This window comes from Planctopirus hydrillae, from assembly GCF_001707835.1.
Lineage (GTDB): Bacteria > Planctomycetota > Planctomycetia > Planctomycetales > Planctomycetaceae > Planctopirus > Planctopirus hydrillae.
Genome location: NZ_LYDR01000033.1, coordinates 154,573 through 178,229 on the forward strand (window position 1 = coordinate 154,573; position 23,657 = coordinate 178,229).

Here is a 23,657-nt window from a genome sequence, read left to right on the forward strand (position 1 = left end):
CAGAAGCCTACAGACTTGTCACAATTGGCAATGAGATTTTGATTGGTACTTGTTGCGGATATTGGCAAGCGAATGTCGACCTACGATTTTGATGTGCTCGTGATTGGTGCAGGTCATGCAGGGTGTGAAGCAGCACTGGCAGCGGCCCGGCTCGGTGCGCGGACAGCACTCCTCACGATGAATTGTGATACCGTCGGACAGATGAGCTGTAACCCCGCGATTGGCGGTGTTGCCAAAGGTCAGATTGTTCGTGAAATCGACGCTCTCGGCGGCGAAATGGGCAAAGTCATCGATGCCAACGGACTGCAGTTCCGCATGCTCAATCGCAGCAAAGGGCCCGCGATGCACTCGCCGCGAGCCCAGGCCGACAAAAAGCTCTATCAGTTCGACATGAAGCGGCGAATTGAAGAACAGCCAAATCTCACGCTGCGACAAGAAACCACAGAACGGCTTCTGGTCGAACACCTTCCCGGCCAACGACCACAACTGACCGGTGTGCTGGTGCGAGGTGGTGCGACTTACAAGGCTCGTGCCGTCGTCCTCACGACAGGGACATTCCTGCAAGCCATTATGCATACCGGGGAAGCCAAAACTCCCGGCGGACGGGCCGGAGATGGCACGACGGGTACACTTTCTGATTCACTTCGCGAACTCGGCTTTCAGCTCGAACGCTTCAAAACCGGCACACCCGCCCGGCTCAATGGCCGCACGATTGACTACAGTGTCATGCAGGAACAGCCCGGCGATGAGAATCCCCAGCCCTTCTCCTTCATGACGACCAAACTCCACCAGCAGCAGCTCAGTTGCTGGTTGACCGAAACCAATGAATCTGTCCACGAGGTCATCCGAGCCAACCTGCACCGCGCACCGATGTATTCGGGCCAGATCAACTCGCGCGGGCCGCGCTATTGCCCATCGATTGAAGATAAAGTGGTCCGTTTTGCCGATAAGTCTTCGCACCACATTTTTCTGGAGCCCGAGGGGTATAACACCCGCGAAATCTACTGCAATGGCATCTCGACGAGCCTGCCACGCGATGTTCAGGATCAGATGATTCACAGCGTCAAAGGCCTCGAAAAGGCCGAAATCATGCGTTATGGCTATGCTGTAGAATACGACTACGCACCACCCACCCAGCTTTTGCCATCACTGGAAACCAAGTCTGTCAAAGGGCTTTACTTCGCCGGGCAGATCAATGGGACGACAGGCTATGAAGAAGCCGCCGGACAAGGCCTGCTGGCAGGGATCAATGCCGCCCTGGCGCTGCAGAGCCGGGAACCACTCATTCTCGATCGCAGCGAAGCCTATCTGGGAGTGCTCATCGACGATCTCGTCACCAAAGGTGTTGATGAACCATACCGCATGTTTACCTCACGAGCCGAGTTTCGCCTCGTTTTGCGGCATGATAACGCCGACCTCAGGCTGACTGCCAAAGGACGTGATGTGGGGCTTGTGGATCAGGAGCGGTGGACGGCGTTTGAAAAGCACACTCAAGACCTTCAGGCAGGCCGCCAGCTTCTCACGAAGGAGCGATTCGAAGGAGCGACTCTCGAAGAAATCCTGCGCCGGCCTGAAACGACGTGGCAGACCTTAAAAGAACTTTCTCCTGCCGTCGCTGCACAGGCGATTTCTACGCGCGCCGCCGAGCAACTGGAAATCGAAACCAAGTATGCAGGCTATATCCGCAGACAGGATAGCGACATTGAAAAAGCCTCCAAGCTGAGCAATGTCCGCATTCCGACAGCCTTCGATTACCACGCGATTCAACACCTGCGCAAAGAAGCCAAGGAAAAACTCTCCCGCATCCAACCCGCCGATCTGGGGCAGGCAGGCCGCATCAGCGGCATCACCCCGGCGGATCTCTCCATCATACTGCTGCATATTAAAGAACGTGATCGAATGACAAGTGCCTAACAACTACACACCGCTATACATGAAGGAAACATACTATTTATGACTCCAAAAACAAAAACAACTAAAAGAGAAACCCCCCTAAACATTTCGACACTGGAGCGAACATCGCACTGTGAATACTGCATTGAATTCCATAAAGTAAAGGAAAGCAGATTTCAAAAGCGTTATGGTTTCGAAAGAGTTATTCGCACACATCGACGAAATAACCAAATCGCAATCTTCCCAACACTTGGACAACTCACGCCACACTCATTACTGCTTGCGCCAATAGTGCATATTGAGTCAATGGCCAAAGCCCCACGAGAGCTTCAACTCGGGGTATTAGATGTACTATCTGAGATCTTCAATCACATGGCTACAGTTTCGCCAGTAGCATATTATGAACACGGATCAACATCACATAATGGAACTGGCTGCGGTATTTTTCACGCACACATCCATATAACACCGATACCCGATTTTGTCACCCTTAGTGGGCTAATGAACGAAAACGTGTTTTCGTCTCACAATATTATCGACGCATGGAACACACTATCGCACTGCGATGACTACTTGCTTTTTGGAACCTCATTAACGAACACGGAGTATCTCCCAACTAACACCTGCGGAAAGAAAATCTCCTCACAAGTTTTACGAAAAGCACTCAAAACCCACTTCAACCTAAACAAGCCGTGGGATTGGCGTGAATGCCAAGATGATAAGAACTCCCTTTTGTCCTCAACAGAACTTATTAAATCCTGGGTTTAATTCAGAATACATCAGCATCGCTTCCAAGGAACCTACATATGCCGTTTCTTTCAGATGTGGAGATTAACAGCCTAATTAATAGCTCAGAACCAATAATCAAAGACATAGATCTATCTCAATCCATCGGCAATATAAATTCTCGTATTCAGCCATGCTCAGTCGACCTGAGCGTCGGATTGATCTTTCTTCCATCAGCAGAGCCCAAAGAAAAGCTGGAAGATTACCCAAGGGTTGAACGCTATTCGCTCCCCGTGGGAGCATCAGTTCGAATTGAAACGAAAGAAGCATTTCACCTCCCCAACGATATTGGAGGTATAGCCGTCGCACCGGCACGAGTTTCCCGACGTGGCATTTTGATTTCTGACACTGGTCATATAGATCCTGGATTCAAAGGGAAGATTCGCTTAACTCTAATTAACTTCGGAAACTCTGACTTCCTGCTTGAAAAGAACCACACGATCGCAACGGTATTGCTTTTCCGCCTAAACAGTAAGCCAGAGTCAGACTGGTCAAGCCTAACCAATAACGTGGACACACCATATTCACACGGTTTAGATGATATAAAGTACCTTGCAGCAGATTTATTGAGTGTCGAGAAAAGGGCTACCCACGCGGCATCGAAAGAGGCAAAAAGGGCCCTTGGAGAAGCCGGTTGGCGATATGCGCTTTTCACGGTGTTCATACCAATACTTCTTGGCATCTTAGGGGCTTACGGACTCGAGCAGTTGGTGTTTGCTCAACGGCTTGCAAAAATTGAGGGGCAACTTGAGAAAACTAACGAAGACGCAACGTCTAATGAAACGTCAAAGGCAATCGAACGTATTTCAGACAGGATGTATTTGATTGAGCGATCAATTCTTCTACGCGATGAAGAAGAATAGTCATCTCTAGTCAGTAATAAGAAGGCCACAATTCAGGTAATCAATTTGTATATTGTGTCATCGTGAATGGCTCCATCATCCGCAAGGTTTTTGAAAGTAATGCGTGCTTGCTTTTGGGATTTCTGTAGTATCAAGACTTCTTCTTGATTTTCACTTTTGAAACAAGAATTGTTTATCGCACCTCCGGTCAGTATCTACCTGTCTTCCCAAAGCTGCTTCAGGACAGGCACTAAACTGGGATCGTGCTGAATGAGTTCTTCTCGGTTGAATGGGAAGAAATCATTGGTTACGAAATAGGCTTCACTCGATTCAGCAAAGTATTCCATCGGATTGGTCAGTGCGTAAGCCTTGGCTTTCGTCGAGCGGCCGTTCCCAAACCTTTGCTCGACTTGTTCGTACTTTTTCGATTCTTTTGCTGCTTCATAGGCCTTGGCGACATCGACATTTCCAAAGCCCCCCTCGAGTACCCGGTCGTGATAAGCATGTGCCAGTTCATGCAGCGCGAAATTGGGCATGCGACGGGTTTCTTCTGCGAAGATACGCACGTTCGTGAACTCGACCCCTTTCGCCATCTCCGGGAGCCGATTGTTCGCGACCAGCCATTGACGATTCGGGTGATACTCCGCCCGTGGCGAAATGCCTTTGTATTCGGGCGACAGCCAGAGTGTCACCTTTTTGAGTTCCTGAACGGCATTCGGTGGCACCACCTGAACGATTTCTTTGAGCTGTGCCTCCAACAGTTCCAGCGCCTGATTCAGCTTTTCAGGATTGTCGGCTTTGAGTTGCCGGTGCACTCGCACAGTCCAGCCCTGAAGGCTCGATGAGTCGTAGTTGTCTGCTGAAAGCTTATTGTTTTCGACGGAATCCTTGTCAGCACGCTGCACAGCCGGCCGGGCCTTCACAGCAGACGCAGCTCGAACAGATACTTTCTCACTTTGAGGGAGACTCTTTAACGGAAGCTTCTCATGGATATAACTCGTCATGAGCTGATAGAGATGAAAGTTCGTTCCCCGCCCTTCACTGATACTATGCGACCGGCTGGGATAGGGCATGACGGAAAACTGCTTTCCATGCGCAATCAGTTCGTTCATCAACTGCTCAGTCGCCTGATAATGGCAATTGTCGTCGCCCGTTCCATGAATCAGCAGCAGATCACCTTGCAGTTGTTTCGCAAATGTCGTCGGCGAGCCCTGTTTGTATCCCTCCTCGTTATCGCCTAATAACCCCATATAGCGTTCCTGATAAATCGTATCGTAGAGCTTCTGATTAGGCATTGGCGCGACAGCAATCGCCATCTTGTAAATCTCGGGATAGCGGAAGAGTGCATTGAGGCTCATACTGCCACCACCACTCCAGCCCCAGATGCCAATGCGGGCAGGATCAGCCTCCGGCCACTTCGCCAGCAGGGCTTTGACGGCCAGCGCCTGCTCTTGAGAGGCGAGAAGCCCGATCTGTTTGTAAACGCATTTGCGGAAATCACGTCCACGGGGAGACATGGTGCCGCGATTATCAACAGCCGCCACGATATAGCCCTCCTGGGCCAGCATGCTGTACCACAAGCCGCGTTTCCCCATCCAGACATCCCGCACCACCTGCCCATGCGGCTCTCCATAGACATGAAAGAGGACTGGATGCTCCTTTTCCCCCTGGATCGTCCCCGGTGAAAAGCGCCAGCCATCGAGTTCAACACCATTCCCAATATCAATCCGGAACAATTCCGGCAGCGGAATTTTCCATTCGGCGAGCTTTTCTTGAAGAGCCTGATTATCAGCGAGTGTGCGAACCACCGCATGGCCGGGAAGTCGAACAACCTCAGTTCGCGGAGGAGTTGTCAGATTCGAGAACGTATGGATCGCGACTTCAAACGATGATGCGATCTGATAGGTATGCCAGCCGAATTGCCCGGCGGGAGTCACCCGCTGAATATCGCCACCGCTGAGAGGTACCTGATAGAGATAGCGTTGAGTGGGATTCTCCGGCGAAGCAGCGAAGTAGAGCACTCCTTTGGTCTCGTCGATGGCTTCGACATCAATCACATCGAAGGATCCCCTGGTGACGACCTGGAGTTCGCCGCTTTCAAGATTTGCACGATTGACGTGCCTCCAGCCCGAACGCTCACTGATCCAGAGAAACTCTTTTCCGCCTGCCAGCCATTTGACGGGATTGTCGTTCTCAATCCACGTCTCTTCGACTTCGGTCAGAACCGTCCGCAGCTTTCCCGAAGCCACATTAGCGAGGAAGACAACATTGCGGTTCTGCGGGCGATTCATCTGTTGTATCAGTAGTTGGCCACCCGCCGGCGTCCATTCAACCTGCGGAATATAGTGCTCACGAGGATCGCCGGGGAGTTCAATCCAGGTGGGCTTCCCACCGGCAACAGGGACCACTCCAATTCTCGTCGATGAATTCTTCTCACCCACTTTCGGATAAGGGAATGTGATTACCTTCGGGTAATTCTGCTGACCATGATCAATCATGGTGAAGCGCGGCACACCGGTCGTATCGAACTGATAAAAGGCAATCGACTGACTATCCGGACTCCAGCGCCAGCCATCTCGAATCGCCAGTTCCTCTTCGTTCACCCAATCCGAAGTGCCATTGATCAGCGTCTCTGAACCATCCGTGGTTAAAGGAGTGACCGTCCAGTCTGTCAGTGATTGAACATAGAGGTTATGAGCGTAAACAAAGGCCACTTTCGATTGATCGGGAGAGATCTTGGCAAACATCATCTGCGCGGGGGGAGTTGTCCCGCCCAGCTTGGTCAACTTCTGCTGCTTGAGATCAAACAGCCAGTAATCGCCACGAGTATTCTGCCGCCAGACTTTCTGACTGTTGGTATAGATCAGTAGTTTCGATTCGTCCTCGGTGAACTGAAAACGCTGCAGAGCCAATGGCTGCTCGCTGCCAGGTGGAATGAGCAGATTCCCTGCAATGACAACCTCTTTCGCCCCTGTCTCGATATTGATCCGCATCAGGCTGACAAACTTCGCCTGAGGATTGTCTTTCTCTAATGAGAAATAGCTGTTCGAGAGCCGACTCCACTGGAAACTCCCGACTCGTTGCTCATCAAAATCTTTCGACTGGAAGATGCGCTGCAGGGTCAGTTTTTCTGTTGCAGCCTCTGCCGCAGCCTCTGCCCAACAGTATCGCTGGCAAAGGGAGAACTGCAAAGAAACAACTGCAGCACTGACAAGCAGCATCGATAGAGAAGCCGACCGAAAAAACATATCAATCACCTGTCGCTAAATACGGTATTAGAATTTCCATCCTCAGTTGATCCACCCGATTGATTCACAGGGAGAGAAAACTGAATCGTGATCATGAAACTGCTGTTTCTGCAACAGCCTCTGGCCAATTAAAAGATATCCACCAGGCGTGGCCCCCAGACATCAAACTTGGGTGTAATCCCCAGACCAGGAGCTTCACTCGCCTGCATGTAGCCATCGACACGCATCGGCGCACCGTCGGCATTACTGACAGTGACATAGCTGTTAAAATCGGTACTCGTAAATCGATAGTGTTCGGGAGTACTATGAGCCAGATGTGCAATGGCAGCGGTCGTAATATCACCACCCCAACTGTCTTCCAGCGTCATGGCAATTCCCAGCGAAACACATAAATCGCGAATCTGCCGTGTTCTCGTCAGTCCGCCCAGCTTACTGATCTTCAGATTGACGGCATCCATCGCCAGATCAGCCTTCGCCCGCATGAACATACTCAATGAATCGATATTCTCATCGAGAATAAAGGGATGATCCGTCGCCCTGCGGACAGCAAGGCACTCTTCATAAGTCAGGCAAGGCTGTTCGATATAAACATCCAGATCTCGGACGGCCCGCACGACGCGAATCGCCTCATGCTGTGACCAGCCAGTATTCGCATCAGCCACCAGACGATCATCGCTATCAAGCATCGCTCGAACTGCGCGAATCCGTTCAATATCCGTATCAGGATTCCCTCCCACTTTGAGTTGAAAACGGGTATAGCCATCTTTTTTATAAGCCGCGACCTTGCGAGCCATGACGTCGGGAGCTTCCTGAGAGATCGCTCGATAAAGCCGGATTTTTTCGCCATAGCGCCCACCAAGAAGTGTGCAAACTGGCAACCCAGTGCACTTCCCCAATAAATCCCAGCAGGCAATATCAATCCCGGATTTCACATAAGCATGCCCTTTGAGGGCGGCATCCATACGTTCATTGAGTTGGGAAATCTCCCGGGGATCCCAACCCAACAGGTGCGGCCCCAGTTCCTTAAGCCCTGCCCTGACTCCTTCGGCATACGCCGGCAGATAGAAAGGCCCCAGTGGACAGACTTCGCCATAGCCAACATGGCCGGTATCGGTCTCGACTCCCACGAGTGTGCTGTCAAAAACCGAAACCGACTTGCCACCCGACCAGTGATAGCTCCCTTCACACAAAGGAAGCTCAACACGATGGGCAAAGATCCGGGTGATGATCATGAGGAAGATTCCCTGGTGGTGCAGTCATAGTCGCGAGAATTTGTGTTATTGAACACAACATTTCATTGACGCACACCATACGGAGTGGCGGGCCATCTGCACAAGAATCAATCCGCCGAGGTTTACGGATTTGCCGGAGTCCCTTGCCATGAAAGACTTTTTGTACCAATGAGCCGGGCGGCTTCGGCTGGTTGAGTCTGCAGCAACAGGTGCGGCCCTGCAATTTGGCTGAACGTCACCTTCGGCTTTAACTTCCGAATGATCGATAAACAGAATGCAGGGACCAGTCGATCCTGTGTGGCCTGGAGGTAATGAATCGGCACGGAAACGTGCTGCAGTTCCTACTGCACATCAACCCGCAGGACTGCTCGCAACCTGGCAGCCAGAATGTTGGCAGGCACCTGATCGAGAACAGTTCGAATCAATGGCTGCAAGCCGGCCTGTGCTCCCTTTGCCAGAAAGATCATGGCCAGTGGTGTGCGGAAGGGATGGGAAAACCACCACGAAGAAACCATCCATGCAGCCCAACGGGGAACCCATCGTACAGGTGAAGTCACAAAGCTGGCACACAGAATGACGCCACAAAGGCCAGGAGGACTGGTGGCTGCCAACTGGATCGCCAGGGGCCCGGAGAAGGACTCCCCCAGGATCACGTAAGTTTCATCTTCGGGGAGTTGTTGTTTCACGAAAGTCAGCAGTTCGGGATAACCCATCCGGGGATCGAACGGATATCTGAAAACGACAGCTTCGATATCGGAGTGCAAATGACTCAGCAACGGTGTAAAGAGTTCACCTGTACCATCCATGCCTGGCATGAGGAGCAGTTTCATTCACGACTCCTCCTGCCAGCCATCATCGACCTCTCTTCAACAACAAAGGTTTATTTAGCAGCTTCAAGCTCAATATTAAATGTGGTCGCGGATGCTCCCACTTCAACTTCCAGCGGTGTGGATTCTTTGCTTTTGTACTTCGGAGTAATCTCAGGGTAAGTGGCTTTATCCGTCGGATCGACCATCGAGACGCCATCCTTTTCGATCACTCGCTGCGGGGGCGGAGTGATCATCACTTTATATTTGCCGGGGATGACTTTCGCGCCGCCGGGAGGAGTATAGGCGTAAGTCCCATCCGCTTTGACGCGCGTCACGAACGACTCATCGCGGCCGACAGCCGAGAACGTCAGGATGGTCCCTTCTGGGAGTCCCTTACCAGCGGCAGAAGTCGTTCCCGAGACACCGCCAATTTGCGGCACCGAAGACCCGCAACCCAACGTCGCGACCAGCATCGACACGCTCAGGCAGAATCCAGTGCAGCGAGAAAATAAAGATCGGTTCATTTCAAGTTCCAGGTGTTGACCAGCTTTATCAACCAGCCGGTCATCAGAAAGTGAGGAGAGAAAAACAGCCGCCTGACCAGGTGAGTCAAGCGGCTGTAGGAATTCAACTTTCGACAATCGCTTAGAGTTCACCAATGGTCTGGCCATCATCTCGAATACAGGCATGGCGGAGCGTGTCGAGATTGATGTTGTCACTGATGAAACTCACATGCCCGTCGCCAAAGAGGCAATGGACACCGCCCGTGTGTGCTGAGTTGAGAGGGTTGTTCGGACCGAAGTTCACATTGATGCCAGGCTGATCATAGTTTTGTGTGTTGGGTGCATAACGAACGGTCGTGAGATTGAAAGTCCGCTGGTTTGGACGCTGTCCACCGCCATTAGTTCCCATCGTCCAGCAGTGCGGGCCTGAGCCTCCAATGAAGATACGATTCCCTGTAATCGTATGAGCGTGTTGCGCTTGTATAGCGGCTTGAAAAGTCGCCGTAACGAGAAAACCCCCGGCTTCGCCAACCATGATGATGTTGGAGGTACCGTCACTGGCATCTCGCATGCGTGTTACATCATTAACGAGCATCATTCCGCCAGAACTGAGTGATCCGTTTCCAGATGCACCGCGATCGCCGCAACAATCTGCGGCCGAGTTATTTAGACGGCCTTCGGTAAATGCGGCAGTGCTTGTGGCACCAGCGATACCAATGTAAGTCGATCGTTTTTGCCAGTCCGTTGGCTGGGCCATCGCACTAGAGGGGCAAAGCTGGGCAGCAATCGTGGCATTCTGAATTCGTGTGCTATTTCCGCCCGATCCAAAACCTGTGCTGGGAGTACTCATATCCAGCGAGTTAAACAAAGGCCCTTGATCAAGCCCTGGCAACAACCCCACCCACCATGTCATTCCCCAGCCGCCATTGGAATCTCGACGGCAACCAATCGGAAAGGTGCTGTAGGTATCGTGATAGTTGTGAATGGCCAGGCCAATCTGCTTGAGATTGTTCCGGCACTGTGTGCGACGGGCAGCTTCGCGGGCCTGCTGTACTGCCGGAAGTAGCAAGGCAATCAAAATGGCAATGATCGCAATCACCACCAGCAATTCAATCAATGTGAAACCACGACGCGACATGCGTGCCTCCAGTCAAAAGAGAAGAAGTTTTGAACAAGACAGGAACTGAGACAGGACGACTTGATATAACGTACACAAGAGAATGTTTATGAGTCAATCAGCGATCGTCAAAATCTTATACTTACGGGAAAAGTCACCTGCTCGACATAGAATTTTTCCAGAGCAGTTCAGACGGAGATCAACTCACTGCAAGTCATCAGTACAAATCATGTTGTGGATTTTCTTTCCACAGATTTCTTCTCGCCGGATTTGCAACTGGCGATGATTTCATCTTTCAGTGAGTCTGACATCACCAGACCGGCTGGAGGGGCCTCAATATGGTTGATGCCGTGAAACAAGCTCAATTCTGCGAGCGCTATGCGCATCTCCTGGGGAGCATGAACGCCCAGTGCTGCAGAGACAGAGATTCTGCGTTCGCTCTCGAGCAGCTTTCGGAGCGCAGCGGTCAATCGCTCACGGTTCGCTTTACGAATGAGCAGCATGCGTTGAATGGCGAAGAAGACCAGATGCCACGACGCCGGCCCGATGAGCAGGAACATCAGAAAGATTTTGGCTGTGGATAGCAGGTCGAACGAATGGCCAAAAGTCACCCTGGGCATACCTATCGACAGGAATGACAAACCTGTCCACTGTCCAAACTGGAAAGCCTGCGTCGTCCCCAGGTTCTGTAGTGAATCCCAACTCACAAAGTAATAGATCACCCCCAGCAGGAGAAAAATTCCGGTCGCCACTTCGGCAAACCAGCCCGGAGCAATGGCCCACTGGAATCGCATGACCAGAATCATCCAGATCATGTTCCAATAGAGAAGTGTCAGAAAACTGGCGACGAACAGGCCCATCACCAGCCCTCCTCCGGCCCAGAGCATTGCTTCCTGAAGTTGCTGGTCGACCCAGACATCGAGCGTGACTTTTTTTCGTTTCTTCTGTGTCACTCCGGTTCCCGCAGCCATGCCCCCTCAACTTCCTCGAAAGTGAAACTGGTTTGACCCGGAAACTGGCTATGCCTGCAAAATGCCAGTGAATCTGAGCACTCTAAGACCCTGTCGCCCATACGAGGAATCTTCGATGGAAGATCAAAATCATACTCCTGTTTTGAGAGCGCAGGCTCACTTGTAAGAAATCGGCCCGAAGATTGTGAAGATGGCCAAAACTGCTGAAACAATGCGAATTCCGCAAACCTCTTGACCATGGCAAACTTCCCAAGCCAACAAACATTGACCAATGGCAGAGAATGGCTACAATCGGCCAAGTCGGCAGGATCGGTAAATTAATCACACTCGTGAGAACCCGAAAACTTGCTGCAATGTTACCATTGTTGCACACCTCGGGGTTTTCGGCAGGTTTGGGGTTTGCCGCTGATGACGCAATTCGCGGACTTGGCGGCATTCGGCAGGGAATTGCCACCTCTTCGACTACGGAGAGCGAAGGGGTCACAGTCCAGTGTTCCGTTCATCAACAGGGTGTGCGGAGCCGCTTCAAAGGATGGACGTTTGTCATGAAAACGGTTTTCACCACAGGCGAGGCGGCCAAGATCTGCAAGGTCAGCCAGCAGACGATTATCCGCTGTTTCGATTCGGGTCAGCTCAAAGGTTTTCGAGTTCCGGGATCACGATTCCGACGGATTCCCCGAGACATTCTCTATCGTTTCATGAAAGAGAATGGCATTCCGACGGATGCTCTCGAGAGCGGCCGCCGCAAGGCTCTCGTGGTGGATGACGATGTCGAACTTGTCGAACTGATTCGCGATGCCCTTGAGGCCGATGGTCGGTTTGAAGTTCGAGTGGCCAATAATGGCTTTGATGCCGGGATGATGGTCAAAGAGTACCGTCCCGACATTATTGTCCTCGATGTGATGCTCCCGGATATCAACGGTAAGGAAGTCTGCCAGCGAGTGCGTAATGATCCGGCTCTCGATGATGTGCGCATCATCTGTATCAGCGGGATGGTGGAAGCCGACAAGATTGACGATCTGAAGAAATCCGGAGCCAACGAGTTCCTGCAGAAGCCATTCGAAGTCGAAACGCTGGTCGATCGGATGTGCCGCCTGCTCGATGTCGAGCCTTCTGACAACTAAACAAGAAGAATTTCCCGGGTCGGGTGCATGAAGTTCCGACGGAATGCACCAACTCACTCGGGTTGGATCCATTGAGCACACTGGTATTCACCGAGTTGACCGGTAACTCTGTCGCTGTGTCTAGGACATTGCACACGCACTGTTGCGCAATTGAAGGTGGAAGTCTCAAGGCTGGTGCATTCCGCGGACTCCATGCACCCTACTTGAAGTGCCACGTAACTTCTGCTGGAAACGTCGTGGGCCTTCACTGGAAAACACTCCGAGAATCACAGTCGAATATGCTGTTCCAGAGAAAGCCTCGGCCATGAATGACGAGGATCAATCAACTCTCCCCATCGACTCCGCGACGAGCAGCCATGCTTCTCTTCCTGAGAACTCCTGGTCGCCGGATGCATCCCGCCTGGAAGCTTTAGCCGAGTTTGCTGCCGGTGCTGGTCACGAGATCAACAACCCTCTGGCAACGATTCTCGGGAGAGTGCAACTGCTGCTGCCCGGTGAATCGCACCCGGATCGTCGCAAACATCTCGAAACGATCATGTCGCAGACACTGCGTATCCGCGACATGATCGGTGACCTGATGCTTTTCGCCCGGCCCCCTGCACCACAGCGAGCCATGGTCGATCTCAAACAACTTGTCGAAGCCGTCTGCCTGAAACAAAAGCCCGAGATTCAGATTGCTGGCTGTGAGCTCGAATTCACCAGCGAGCTTGTGGAAACCACGACTGGAAGTCACAACAAATCTGGAGAATTCCAGGCCTATTTCGATCGACATCAGCTCTCGATCGTCGTCGCGGAACTCTTGCGAAATGCCCGGCAGGCGATGAAGGAAAATGGCGGAATCGTCCGAGTCCATCTTTCCCGAATCACTGATGGAGACCTGCCACAACTCCAACTGATTGTCACCGATACCGGGCGCGGCTTCTCAGCGCTGGATCAGCGGCACGCTTTCGATCCTTTCTACTCGGGTCGGCAAGCGGGTCGTGGAATTGGGTTTGGCCTGTGCAAAGTATGGCAGATCGTCCGTCAGCATCACGGAACGATTGCCATCGATTCTCAGCCAGAAGGCCCGACGAGCATCACCATCACGATACCCGTCGAAGGACCGACAAAACCATGATCATTCCGTCCAACACGAGGCAATGGCCAAAGGACGATCGCCACAGGGCAATGGCCTCGATCATCCCAGGCAATCAGTTCTTGAGGTCAAAATTGATCGTGTTGCTCCCGGCTTTGACTTCCGCAGTCAGCGCCCCGGGTTTCAAGTACTTGGCTGGGACAGATTCGGGCTGTCCTTTGACCCACTCACCCTCTTGACCATTTTGAGGAGGTTTGGCATAGCCATCCGTACGCGTAGTAACGGAAACCACATGCGGGCCCACTTTCGCACCATAGTTTTTGGGATCGAATCTCAGGGTGTAGGCCCCGTTCTCGTCGGTCATCCCTTCCGAGGCTCGACTATCTGGCGGCTGAAACTGAACTCGCGCATTGGCCAGCGGTTTGCCATCGAGCGTCACCACCCCGGAAACCTTGCCGAGAGGAGGCAGATCACTCACACTGCCGCCACAGCCACAGGCCATTGAACTCAGGATGGCCACAACAGAGAACACCAGCGTCGGGAACCGGGCCGGATTGATCTGTCCGACCCAATTCCGTAATGCGAATACCCACATAGTCGTCTCAACACCTCGATTGTTGACCCATTTGTCAAAGGCCCGAGCGGGCTTGCATCATCCACTGCCCAGAAAATCCACAAAAATGGACAACACTAATAGTCGCCAATCACAAATCCATCAGCAATCCCGACGAGGGCTTCGAAGGTGCTGTTGATGGGGGCAGGTGGCGTCGTCTCACCGATGTTGAAGATGTTTTGGGAGAGGAACTTGACGGCTCCATCTCCCATAAGGAAGTGTGCTCCACCCGTATGCTGGCTGCTATAGCTGGCAGATGTTTCGGTATTGGGCCCTGTGAGAACGGGATTAATGCCCCATTTCGAGGTCCCTACGATTGTCATGATCCCCTGATTCCAGCCCGGATTGACATCCTGTGCCGCAGGCCCTCCCGCATTGGCGTCGCGAACTGCATAGAGCGTTCCGGCACTCATCCGCTGTGCACCGGAAAGCCAGGCCCGCTCGCCCACAAGAATCGTATTGCTGCTGCCATCCGTAATGTTCGAGAAGTTTGTGCGGCTATTGCGGAAGAACGCTCCCGTCGCTCCCTGTGTACCGTCCGTCCCAGCCCGGCCAGCCTGCCTTGGTGCCGAAGTGCTGTTGGAGGCCACATAGTTGCTCAGTGCCAATCCTCGATTGGTCGTCGTCGTGGCATCTTCAATGGCATAACCGGGATCAAGAGCTGGATCATGCACTCGCGGCCCGTTATCCGAAGGGCAATCAAAAGCTGCCAGTTGATTCTGCATGGCGCCCAGATTTGCCTGAATGGCAGCGCTGGGAAGCTGCCCGTTGACATTGAGTGTGTTGAACAAAGGTGTCTGATCGATATAGGGCAAGAGAAACGCCGACCATGCCCAATGCCCTTTATTGTCAGCGACTGTGACCTGGACGTAGGCTGGCGGCAGCGTGTTGTACGTATCGTGATAATTGTGCATTGCGATCCCCAGTTGCTTGAGGTTGTTTCTGCACTGCGTCCGCCGAGCCGCTTCTCGTGCCTGTTGAACAGCAGGGAGCAAGAGTGCAATCAAGATCGCAATAATCGCAATCACTACCAGCAGTTCAATCAGCGTAAACCCGCGAGAGGGCTTGGAAGCTCGTGTTTTTGACATGAATCAACTCCTGAGAAAAGCTCGAAAGAACATCGAGAAAACTGGGCAGAAAGCCCGGAACAGTCATGTGAAATGAAATCGAAGTAGAAGATTCAAGCCGACGGATTGCTGGCCGATGACAGATGTGAGATCTTCCTTGATCGAAATACGTAACTGAGCCACCCCAACTTTTAATGGATCAATCGCAACATCGAAGCGAAATTATTCATCAGCAGGACTTGTGGCGAACGCCATACGAATTGACATATGAAATGAAAGCAGAAGAAACAAACAGCTTGAGCGCCGGTTGACCGATTTCACCTCATGAATCCAACCCACTGGCGCTTGAGTCATGTCTGATGCATTAAGTCTGCGGATCCAGGCGATTCGCCTGCCAAAGTTTTCCAAAACTCAAAGTGCCACATCATCTTGCCATTCGGAGAAAGCCCCTGACTGGCCGACAATCTGTGATGCCTGATGTCATGTCACTAGGGATCAAACTCGAAAAGCTTTGCAGTTCGAGCGCAGAACTGAAAAGCTTGAGTCATACTGATCATTTGCGTGACAATACGCAAGCGAATAAAAATATGTCCATGCGATTGCTTTTGTCGACAACTATATGATTGGCTGTCGACATACTTCTTAGATCGCAGACCTGAATTCACGGCTCAACTTCCAGGAACTGATGCAATTGAGTACAAATCCCAAGTCAAACAGCCAGAAACTCCGTGGAATTTTGACCCCGAACATTGTGCCGCTCGATGATCAGGGGCGGATCCATGAATCAGAACTTCGCCGCTATGTGGATTGGCTGATTGCCCAGGGTGTCCATGGGCTCTACCCCAATGGTTCGACGGGAGAATTCCTCAGGTTTACCGCCGATGAACGCCGGGAAATCATGCGGATCATTCTGGATCAGGTTCGCGGCCGTGTCCCCGTATTAGCCGGTGCAGCCGAAGCCAACACGCGGGAAACGATCCGTGCCTGTGAAACGTATTTCGACATGGGTGCGACGGCTGTGGCCATTGTTTCCCCCTTCTATTACAAGCTGAGCCCGCGGGCGGTTTATGCGTATTTCAAAGAGATTGCCGACAACACCCCCATCGATGTGACTCTCTATAACATTCCTTTGTTTGCCAGCCCGATTGATGTGCCGACCGTCGAACGCCTGGCGTTCGACTGCCCCAAAATTGTGGGGATCAAAGATTCTTCCGGCGACCTGCCACACATGGCTCGAATGATTCAGGCGATCCGCCCACATCGCCCCGAATTCAGTTTCCTCACGGGCTGGGATGCAGCTCTGGTCCCCATGCTGCTCATGGGTTGCGATGGTGGTACCAATGCCAGCTCAGGCGTTGTTCCAGAGATCACCCGCAAGCTGTTTGACCTTTGTGAACTGAGACAGTATCAAGAGGCCCGCGAAATCCAATTCGAGTTGATCACTTTATTCGACGCCATGATTGGTGCCGCAGAATTTCCCGATGGTTTTCGACTGGGTGTGCGACTGAGAGGCTTCGAAACGGGGGCTGGCCGTCAACCTCTCACTGCCGAACAACAATCCGAACTGACGAAACTGGCTGACACTCTGCAGTGCCTGCTCGCCCGGCATGGCTTGACCAATGCTCCTCACTCCGGCTGCGACCCCAAAATGGGACCGGCAGCATTCACCTTCGGCAGTACTCCCCTCGCATCATCACCATCCGGCAAAGCAGAGACTCCACCAGTTCCAACACCACTGACGGAAGACCAACTCACACAGATCGTCCAAACGGTTCTGACGGAACTCGGACGACCTCGCTAGAAACCGATTCGGCCAGCCATACAGATGTCGGAATCTGGCCAGTTTGACAGCTCAAGTCAGCCTCGATGTCTGGCAATAAAAAAAAACCTGAGTTTTCTGTTTTCGACGGGAAAAACTAAAAAAAGAACTTAACAAATAAGAAATAGCCGATAGGATCATTGCTCAATTCAAGATGACCTGCCCATCTGATCATTGTCGACGGAGGTGCATGTTGGCTATGCAAATCTCAAGGTTCGTCGAAAAGCGGTTTTTTTCCAGCACAGTATTCTCATTCCGGGTTTTCGCTCCCCTGGCAATCGCGATTGGGCTCGTAGGATGCGGTGATACGAGCTACCAGAAAACCACAGCTAAAGTCACCGGGAAAGTGACTACGGGCGGCCAGCCACTCACATTCGGCGAGATCATCTTTTCGCCCCTGGCTACCGGCACAGACAGTGGTAAAGCTGCGATTGGCTCGATTGGCGAAGATGGCACATTCACACTCTCTACCTATGTGGCCGGTGATGGCGCGATCGTTGGCAAACACAAGATTTCCCTATCTGCAGTCGACCCTGCGAAAACACTCCCGGGCAAGCTACCGAAAGATTTTCAGCTCGAAGTTCAGCCCGGCTCAAATACCTTCGAGATCTCTTTAGAGCCACTTAAATAATCGCATTGCACATCCAGCTCGAAGTGCTGACGAACCACGAATCTCATTTCCTGATATTGATCATTCTGATTGATTTTCTCACTGGATTTGCCAGTTCACGTCTGTTCTAAAGTCTTTTTCGCCCTTTCTCCAAGGACCGTTCTATGAGAAACGACACATCGCAAAAACTTACGAAATTGCAACACTCCCGCGGCTTTACACTGATTGAGCTACTTGTCGTGATCGCCATTATTGCGATTCTCATCGCCCTGTTACTACCTGCAGTACAACAGGCTCGCGAGGCCGCTCGACGAACTCAGTGCCGCAACAACCTCAAACAAATTGGATTGGCACTTCATAACTACCTCGACACACATCGTGTCTTTCCCGCCTCATGCTATAAGACCCTCAATCAAGATACATCACCCACCACAGAGAATCGCCGAGCCACCCACTGGTCAGCCATGATACTTCCTTTCATGGATATGGGGCCGCTTTACAATACTTTAGTTTTTGGCCAGGACGCGGGCTGGAACACTGGAGCCAACCTGACGGCTCGCCGGCAACTGATACCCGCCTTCCAGTGCCCTTCAGCCCCTGATCGCCGCACTTACGACTACGATTCCACCACTGGCCTGGCGGTCTATAACTATGGCGTCGTCATGTCGGGTGCGATTGGCAACCCAGCTTCACGTCCAGGGGAAAACAAACACCACATGGACGATAACTTTCCAAACGACTCAACGCGTCACAATGGTTCATTTAACCAGAATACGTTTTTCAGCACACGCGACATCTCGGACGGCACCAGCAACACAGTAGCAGTCGGTGAGCGCTATCGAAGTGCTGCGACGGATGCCGACAACAATACCTATCGCCGCTACGGCGGCATTGGTACTGAGAACGCTCAGGATGAACATGCGCAGTTCTCAGGTTCTATTGGTACGACGATCAATTCCACCAGTGGCACGCAATACGGCTATGCCGGGTTCTCCAGCAAACACACGGGTGGCGCTCATTTTCTGCTGATGGACGGTGGTGTCCGGTTCATCTCAGAGAACATCGCTGATCAGGTGCGGCTGTCACTGGGCAGCCGGGCTGGCGGAGAAGTGACGGGCGAATTCTAAGATAGCGAGCGACATACGCCTTCTGGATCGCCCAGAGATCGGCTACGCAGCCAGAGATCGGCCACTCAACCGATTTTTCTCCACGCCTGCCGGTGATGCCAGGGACCTTTTCTGATCAGACTTTTGTTCGAGTGATTTCAGGAAAGTCTTGCCGTTCCCCAGCCTTCCCCTATGTCCCTCTGTGTCCCCCAGTGCCATGGGCTCTCTTTTCTAAGGAAAAGTCCCCATGGCATTTTCATTGGAATGGAATCATTCCGACAGACGAAGACACGACAAAGTTCGCGCGCACGGTGATTCTCAAAAAGTAAAATTAACTTTTCGTTAGATTCGCGCTGAGGAACCAAGAGGAACGATATTAAAAACAACATTATTAACAATTCACAAAACAAATATCAGAATAGACTTACAACATGCTTAGCCTCAGCATCTTAACAATGATAAACAGCACTCTCCATTTTCACATGTTTTCTTAACCTTATATTCACATCCACGAGGAAGATTTCGCCTGACGCTCGCCAGTCCGTGATGTTGCAGTGATGTTCGCCTGCAAACGATTGGCACACACTTCTTGCAGGTCAGGGATCTGAAATGCTTCGATTGAATGCGGCTCAACGTCGCGGCTTTACTTTGATTGAACTCCTTGTTGTCATCGCCATTATTGCGATCCTGATTGCACTGCTGTTGCCAGCCGTTCAACAGGCCCGTGAAGCAGCCCGACGGACACAGTGCCGTAACAACCTCAAGCAGATGGGGCTGGCACTCCACAACTACGAATCCACCTTCAGTCGTTTTCCAAGCTCTGGTGAATTCACAGATCGTCGTGGTGGAACGTACTACCGTACATTCACACCCACATCGACCTTCGTGCAGATTCTGCCATACATCGATCAGGCACCGCTCTACAACCAGTTCAACTTCAACTTCCACTACTCGAACGGCTATGTTGCCGGGACATCGACTGGCAACGCCCTGGCTGCACAGGCCAAGATCAATGCCTTCCTCTGCCCATCAAATGCCAATACACCAGTTGATCCACAGAACTTTGGCCAGACAGATTACATGCCTGTCGCCTACACCGACCTCAACGGTACAACAGGCGAACGTGCCAAGCTCAATACCACCTGGGATCGTGACTCCGTTCTGGGATTCTACAACCGTCTAAGCGACACAACCGATGGTTTGACCAACACCATTGCCATCATCGAAGATTCGGGCAAAACCACTGTCGTCACGGGCTCTTACACTGCCGGTGCTCTCTTCGGCCCCGTCGCAGGTACTCCGCTTACACAGCAAGGCGTCGTCGCAGCCGCCATGCCTGGAACTTCGAACACATGCCCCAATCGCTGGGCTGATCCAGATTCAGGGAGCGGTGTCTCCGGTTCCCCACTTCGCGATCCAGCCAGTACATCGCCGGCTTACAGCGCAACAGCTCCTATCTCGATCATTAACAACAACAAAACGCCCAATGGTGGTGGAACGGCATGTCCCTGGAGTTCCAACAACTGCGGGCCCAACGATGAGCCATTCAGCCTTCACACCGGTGGTGTCCATGCCCTGCTCGGCGATGGCAGCGTGAAATTCATCTCCGAGAACATCGATGTCCAGACCGTCCGCCGCCTGCTCAGCCGGGCGGATGGCGAACAAGTGGGCGAGTTCTAAAACCCATGGTCTGATCAACGAAAAACATGCCTGCTTTGGCAAGTCTGATTTTCTGATGTGATCAGTTCCAGCAAGATCGATATTCCCGGCATGACCATGATGTCCGGGCTTGGCCAGGTGGTTTCCCCCTCGAAGGAAACCACCTGGCTTCATTTGCTGACGACTATTCGGATCGCTTCAGATCAAGAACGGATTGGCCTTCCAGCTTCCAGTTCGCCTGAGGGACAATCCCCAAGTAGTCCAGAGCGGTAGCGACAATATCGACCTGATAAGTCGGTTCACTTGTTTTTCCGGCCTTCACCTCTGCCCCGCTGGCGATGATAAATACCTGGCGAATCTCAGGCTTTTCCCGGCCACCACCATGATTCGTCCCCAAGCCGCCATGATCGGTACAGACGAGAATTAACCAGGTCTCCGGTGACGTTTTTTGCCTTTCATCAATCGCTTCTAATAATCGACCAATATATCCATCGACCCGCTCAATCGACTCGACGTACTTCTTCACTGTGGGATGAAATCCATTTCCATGCCCTGTTTCATCAACCTGGCCAAAGTAGCAAACGACGACTTCTGATTTTCCTGCACGAATACACTTTGCCGCTGCAGTCGAGAGTTCGTCATCAGCGACGAGATAATCCTGGGCATGTTGAGCCTTCGCATTGATCGTCTCATCAGAGTGGGACAGAATCTTCTCAGCAATCGGTGGCCAACTGCTGAACGATGCTGTTTTCGACTCAGGCCGGGCCTCTTTCACTCGTGCGAAAAAGTGTGGGTACTCTTGGTAATTCGACCCCTTGAAGGAGTTATCGACCACACCATGTTTATCTGGCCAGACACCAGTCAACAGATTCGACCACCCCGGCCCACTGACGGTATCTCCTTTGGTTTCGCGACTGGCTAAAATGTCGGTGTTTTCACAGTACAGCCCCTGCTTGATCAGACGATCCAGATGGGGCGTATGAGCGGCCTCGATCGCATCGGGTCGGCAGCCATCGATTCCGATCAGCAGTACCTTGTGGATCGGCTTGGCCTCAGCACCGGAACTATCAGGTGCCAAAATGCCGGCACACAAAATCGCGAATACAAATCTTCCCCACGTTGCACTCATCTCACCGCATCTCTGCCACATGACGGTCTGCTCCCAAAGCACGAATCGTACTTTTGTATCAACTGCTACCCAATCCGGAACCCAAGCTGGAACAGCCTCTTGTGTGCCATGCTTGCGGCTCCGAGCAAGCATGCTGGACACCCCGCAACACACAAATAATTTCACGGATGTATAGTCAGCTTACAGTGAGCATGCCTTAGCGCCATTGATCAAATGAGATCGTCGTTTGCACGAAGAGATCTTTCATCAATACCAACGCCAAGGGCCACCAGAAAATTCCCTGGTAGCCCTTGGAGATCTAGCAATCAATTCAGCAAAGAGGAGCACTAGCCGCCGAGTTTATTCTTCAGAAAAGCCAGACCTTCCTGCAGAGCTTCGTCGAGTTTTTCCGGGATCTTGCCGCCTGCTTCGGCCAGTTCGGCTCGACCGCCGCCACCGCCACCAACCAGCTTGGCAGCAGCTTTGACGGCATCGCTGGCACTGAACCGCTGGGCCAGGTCTTTGGTTGCGCCGGCAATCAGCGAAACCTTACCATCGACAGCCTGTCCCACAAGAACTGCGGCCGATCCCGCTTGAGCACGAATCTGATCGACCAGCTCTTTAAGCTGCTCGCGGGCCAACTCATCAGCACGGTGGACAATCACCTTGATGTTGCCCACCACCGGTGCATCATTCACCAGTTTGGCAGCCATACCAGCGAGTGATTGCGAGGCGTATTGCGAAAGTTCCTTCTTCGCCACGCGCAGTTCATCCTGCAGCGCTGCGACCTTGCGTGGCAACTCGTCCGCAGTTGTGGCCTTCACCAGCATTCCCACTTCCCGCAGGAGATTTTCGGATTCCCGCATACGGGCAATCGCCTTAGGGCCTGTCACGCAACTGATGCGGCGCACACCGGCAGCAACCAGTTCATCCTTCACCACGCGGCAGATACCAACCTGCCCGGTGTTCGAAAGATGTGTCCCACCGCAGAACTCACGGCTGAAATCTCCCATTTCCACCACGCGGACAAAATCGGGATATTTCTCACCAAAGAGGGCCATGGCTCCCAGTTTCTTCGCTTCATTAATGGGCATTACACGCGTGGTGATCGGTGCCCCTTCCGCAATCAACTGATTAATCTGATCTTCAATCGAGATCAACTCTTCGTTCGTCAGGCTGCGCGGATGAGCAAAGTCGAAACGCAGTTGGTCCCCTTCGACCTTCGAACCACGCTGGGTGGCGTTTTCCCCCAAAGTCGTTCGCAATGCATGATGCAGAATATGTGTGGCCGAGTGAGCCCGGCGGATCGCAGCTCGGCGGTGAGCGTCGACACTGGCGGTGACTTCTTCTCCCACCTTCAGCGAACCCTCTTTGAGTTGCCCAATATGGACAAAGAGTTCGCCATCCTTCTGAGTATCATAAACGGTGAATTCACCGCTGGCAGTGCGAATGGTACCGGTATCACCGACCTGGCCACCCGATTCACCATAGAACGGTGTCTTGTCGAGAACGATCCCAATAGTAACCAGTGGGCTGGAATAGCTTTCGGCCAGCTTCTTATCTGCAATAATGCCGCGAATTGTGGCCTTGGATTCAATGGCCTCATAGCCCAGGAACTCTGTCCCGCCACTTTTCTTGAGAGCGTCAATCGGGCCTTCCGACATGACAGAATCGGCAAAGGCACCGCGTCCGCTCGCCTTTTTGGCCTCTTCCCGGCACTCTTTGAACCGGGCCATATCGACTGACACACCCTCTTGAGCGGCTAACGTCTCAGTCAGCTCAATCAGGAATCCGTCTGTCTGATGAAGATCAAACGCTTCATCACCAGAAAGAGACGTTCGATTGGCACTTCGGGCCTGATCGACCAGCTTGCGGAACTTGGTCAGGCCACGCTCCACCACACCCAGAAACTGCTTTTCTTCTGACTCGATCACATGCGAAACGGCTTCAATCGTCTGGTGCAGTTCGGGGTAAGGCTTCCGCATGACTTCGGCAATCACTCTCGCGAAAGACTTCCGGCTCGAGAGGACACACAACTCTCCAACATGACGAGTCGTCCTGGATGGGTCTGATCT

The 23,657-nt window shown here is 52.4% G+C and carries 20 protein-coding genes; 9 read left to right on the top strand and 11 right to left on the bottom strand.

The window, feature by feature from the left end:
• The first annotated feature begins 72 nt into the window (after positions 1-72).
• The 3 genes from mnmG to A6X21_RS03020 are packed head-to-tail and all read left to right on the top strand — an operon-like array spanning position 73 to position 3,542.
• Positions 73-1,914 carry a tRNA uridine-5-carboxymethylaminomethyl(34) synthesis enzyme MnmG gene (gene mnmG / locus A6X21_RS03015; protein ID WP_068846018.1) on the top strand — a complete coding sequence of 614 codons (1,842 nt, stop codon included), beginning with the start codon at positions 73-75 and terminating at the stop codon, positions 1,912-1,914.
• A 39-nt stretch (positions 1,915-1,953) separates the two neighbouring features.
• On the top strand, positions 1,954-2,661 hold the full coding sequence (locus A6X21_RS24230) for a hypothetical protein (protein WP_131818161.1): 708 nt from the start codon (positions 1,954-1,956) through the stop codon (positions 2,659-2,661).
• A gap of 38 nt (positions 2,662-2,699) precedes the next feature.
• On the top strand, positions 2,700-3,542 hold the full coding sequence (locus tag A6X21_RS03020; RefSeq protein WP_068846019.1) for a dCTP deaminase: 843 nt from the start codon (positions 2,700-2,702) through the stop codon (positions 3,540-3,542).
• A 194-nt stretch (positions 3,543-3,736) separates the two neighbouring features.
• Here A6X21_RS03020 and A6X21_RS03025 read toward each other — a convergent pair whose 3' ends face one another.
• From A6X21_RS03025 to A6X21_RS03050, 7 genes are all read right to left on the bottom strand, one after another.
• The gene (locus A6X21_RS03025; protein ID WP_068846020.1) at positions 3,737-6,769 is read right to left on the bottom strand and encodes a DPP IV N-terminal domain-containing protein; all 3,033 of its coding nucleotides are present in this window, start codon (positions 6,767-6,769) and stop codon (positions 3,737-3,739) included.
• A gap of 128 nt (positions 6,770-6,897) precedes the next feature.
• Positions 6,898-8,001, bottom strand: a complete 1,104-nt coding sequence (locus A6X21_RS03030; protein WP_068846021.1) for a cis-3-hydroxy-L-proline dehydratase — start codon at positions 7,999-8,001, stop codon at positions 6,898-6,900.
• A gap of 122 nt (positions 8,002-8,123) precedes the next feature.
• The gene (locus A6X21_RS23575) at positions 8,124-8,324 is read right to left on the bottom strand and encodes an alpha/beta fold hydrolase (protein ID WP_083233363.1); all 201 of its coding nucleotides are present in this window, start codon (positions 8,322-8,324) and stop codon (positions 8,124-8,126) included.
• An 18-nt stretch (positions 8,325-8,342) separates the two neighbouring features.
• Entirely contained in the window at positions 8,343-8,831 is a 489-nt protein-coding gene (locus tag A6X21_RS03035; RefSeq protein ID WP_083233364.1) for an alpha/beta fold hydrolase domain-containing protein, read from the bottom strand.
• A 50-nt stretch (positions 8,832-8,881) separates the two neighbouring features.
• Positions 8,882-9,334 (bottom strand): hypothetical protein, encoded by a 453-nt coding sequence (locus A6X21_RS03040; RefSeq protein ID WP_131818162.1) that lies wholly within the window; start codon positions 9,332-9,334, stop codon positions 8,882-8,884.
• A gap of 121 nt (positions 9,335-9,455) precedes the next feature.
• Positions 9,456-10,451 carry a DUF1559 domain-containing protein gene (locus tag A6X21_RS03045; protein WP_068846023.1) on the bottom strand — a complete coding sequence of 332 codons (996 nt, stop codon included), beginning with the start codon at positions 10,449-10,451 and terminating at the stop codon, positions 9,456-9,458.
• Between the two features lie 206 nt (positions 10,452-10,657).
• Positions 10,658-11,401: a hypothetical protein gene (locus A6X21_RS03050; RefSeq protein ID WP_068846024.1), complete on the bottom strand. Its 744-nt coding sequence runs from the start codon at positions 11,399-11,401 to the stop codon at positions 10,658-10,660.
• A gap of 545 nt (positions 11,402-11,946) precedes the next feature.
• Here A6X21_RS03050 and A6X21_RS03060 point away from each other — a divergent pair.
• Positions 11,947-12,525, top strand: coding sequence for a response regulator (locus A6X21_RS03060; protein ID WP_041403630.1), 579 nt, complete (start codon positions 11,947-11,949; stop codon positions 12,523-12,525).
• Positions 12,526-12,829: 304 nt separating this feature from the next.
• On the top strand, positions 12,830-13,642 hold the full coding sequence (locus A6X21_RS03065; protein ID WP_068846026.1) for a sensor histidine kinase: 813 nt from the start codon (positions 12,830-12,832) through the stop codon (positions 13,640-13,642).
• Between the two features lie 73 nt (positions 13,643-13,715).
• Here the strand turns inward: A6X21_RS03065 and A6X21_RS03070 are convergent, their stop codons facing one another.
• A complete protein-coding gene (locus A6X21_RS03070; protein ID WP_083233365.1) occupies positions 13,716-14,195 on the bottom strand; it encodes a transthyretin-like family protein in 480 nt (159 codons plus the stop codon).
• 95 nt (positions 14,196-14,290) lie between these two features.
• Positions 14,291-15,301: a DUF1559 domain-containing protein gene (locus A6X21_RS03075; RefSeq protein WP_068846027.1), complete on the bottom strand. Its 1,011-nt coding sequence runs from the start codon at positions 15,299-15,301 to the stop codon at positions 14,291-14,293.
• 664 nt (positions 15,302-15,965) lie between these two features.
• On the opposite strand from A6X21_RS03075, the gene A6X21_RS03080 reads away from it, so the two are divergent.
• The 4 genes from A6X21_RS03080 (at position 15,966) to A6X21_RS03095 (ending at position 20,495) form a co-directional block, all read left to right on the top strand.
• The gene (locus tag A6X21_RS03080; protein WP_068846028.1) at positions 15,966-17,081 is read left to right on the top strand and encodes a dihydrodipicolinate synthase family protein; all 1,116 of its coding nucleotides are present in this window, start codon (positions 15,966-15,968) and stop codon (positions 17,079-17,081) included.
• Positions 17,082-17,289: 208 nt separating this feature from the next.
• Positions 17,290-17,730, top strand: a complete 441-nt coding sequence (locus tag A6X21_RS03085; protein WP_165603669.1) for a hypothetical protein — start codon at positions 17,290-17,292, stop codon at positions 17,728-17,730.
• A 143-nt stretch (positions 17,731-17,873) separates the two neighbouring features.
• On the top strand, positions 17,874-18,836 hold the full coding sequence (locus A6X21_RS03090) for a DUF1559 domain-containing protein (protein WP_068846030.1): 963 nt from the start codon (positions 17,874-17,876) through the stop codon (positions 18,834-18,836).
• 588 nt (positions 18,837-19,424) lie between these two features.
• The gene (locus A6X21_RS03095; protein WP_068846031.1) at positions 19,425-20,495 is read left to right on the top strand and encodes a DUF1559 domain-containing protein; all 1,071 of its coding nucleotides are present in this window, start codon (positions 19,425-19,427) and stop codon (positions 20,493-20,495) included.
• Positions 20,496-20,658: 163 nt separating this feature from the next.
• On the opposite strand, the gene A6X21_RS03100 is transcribed toward A6X21_RS03095, so the two are convergent.
• The gene (locus A6X21_RS03100) at positions 20,659-21,603 is read right to left on the bottom strand and encodes an alkaline phosphatase family protein (protein WP_068846052.1); all 945 of its coding nucleotides are present in this window, start codon (positions 21,601-21,603) and stop codon (positions 20,659-20,661) included.
• Between the two features lie 326 nt (positions 21,604-21,929).
• Positions 21,930-23,657 (bottom strand): alanine--tRNA ligase-related protein (locus tag A6X21_RS03105; protein WP_240490148.1); only part of this gene is annotated, 1,728 nt, incomplete at its 5' end.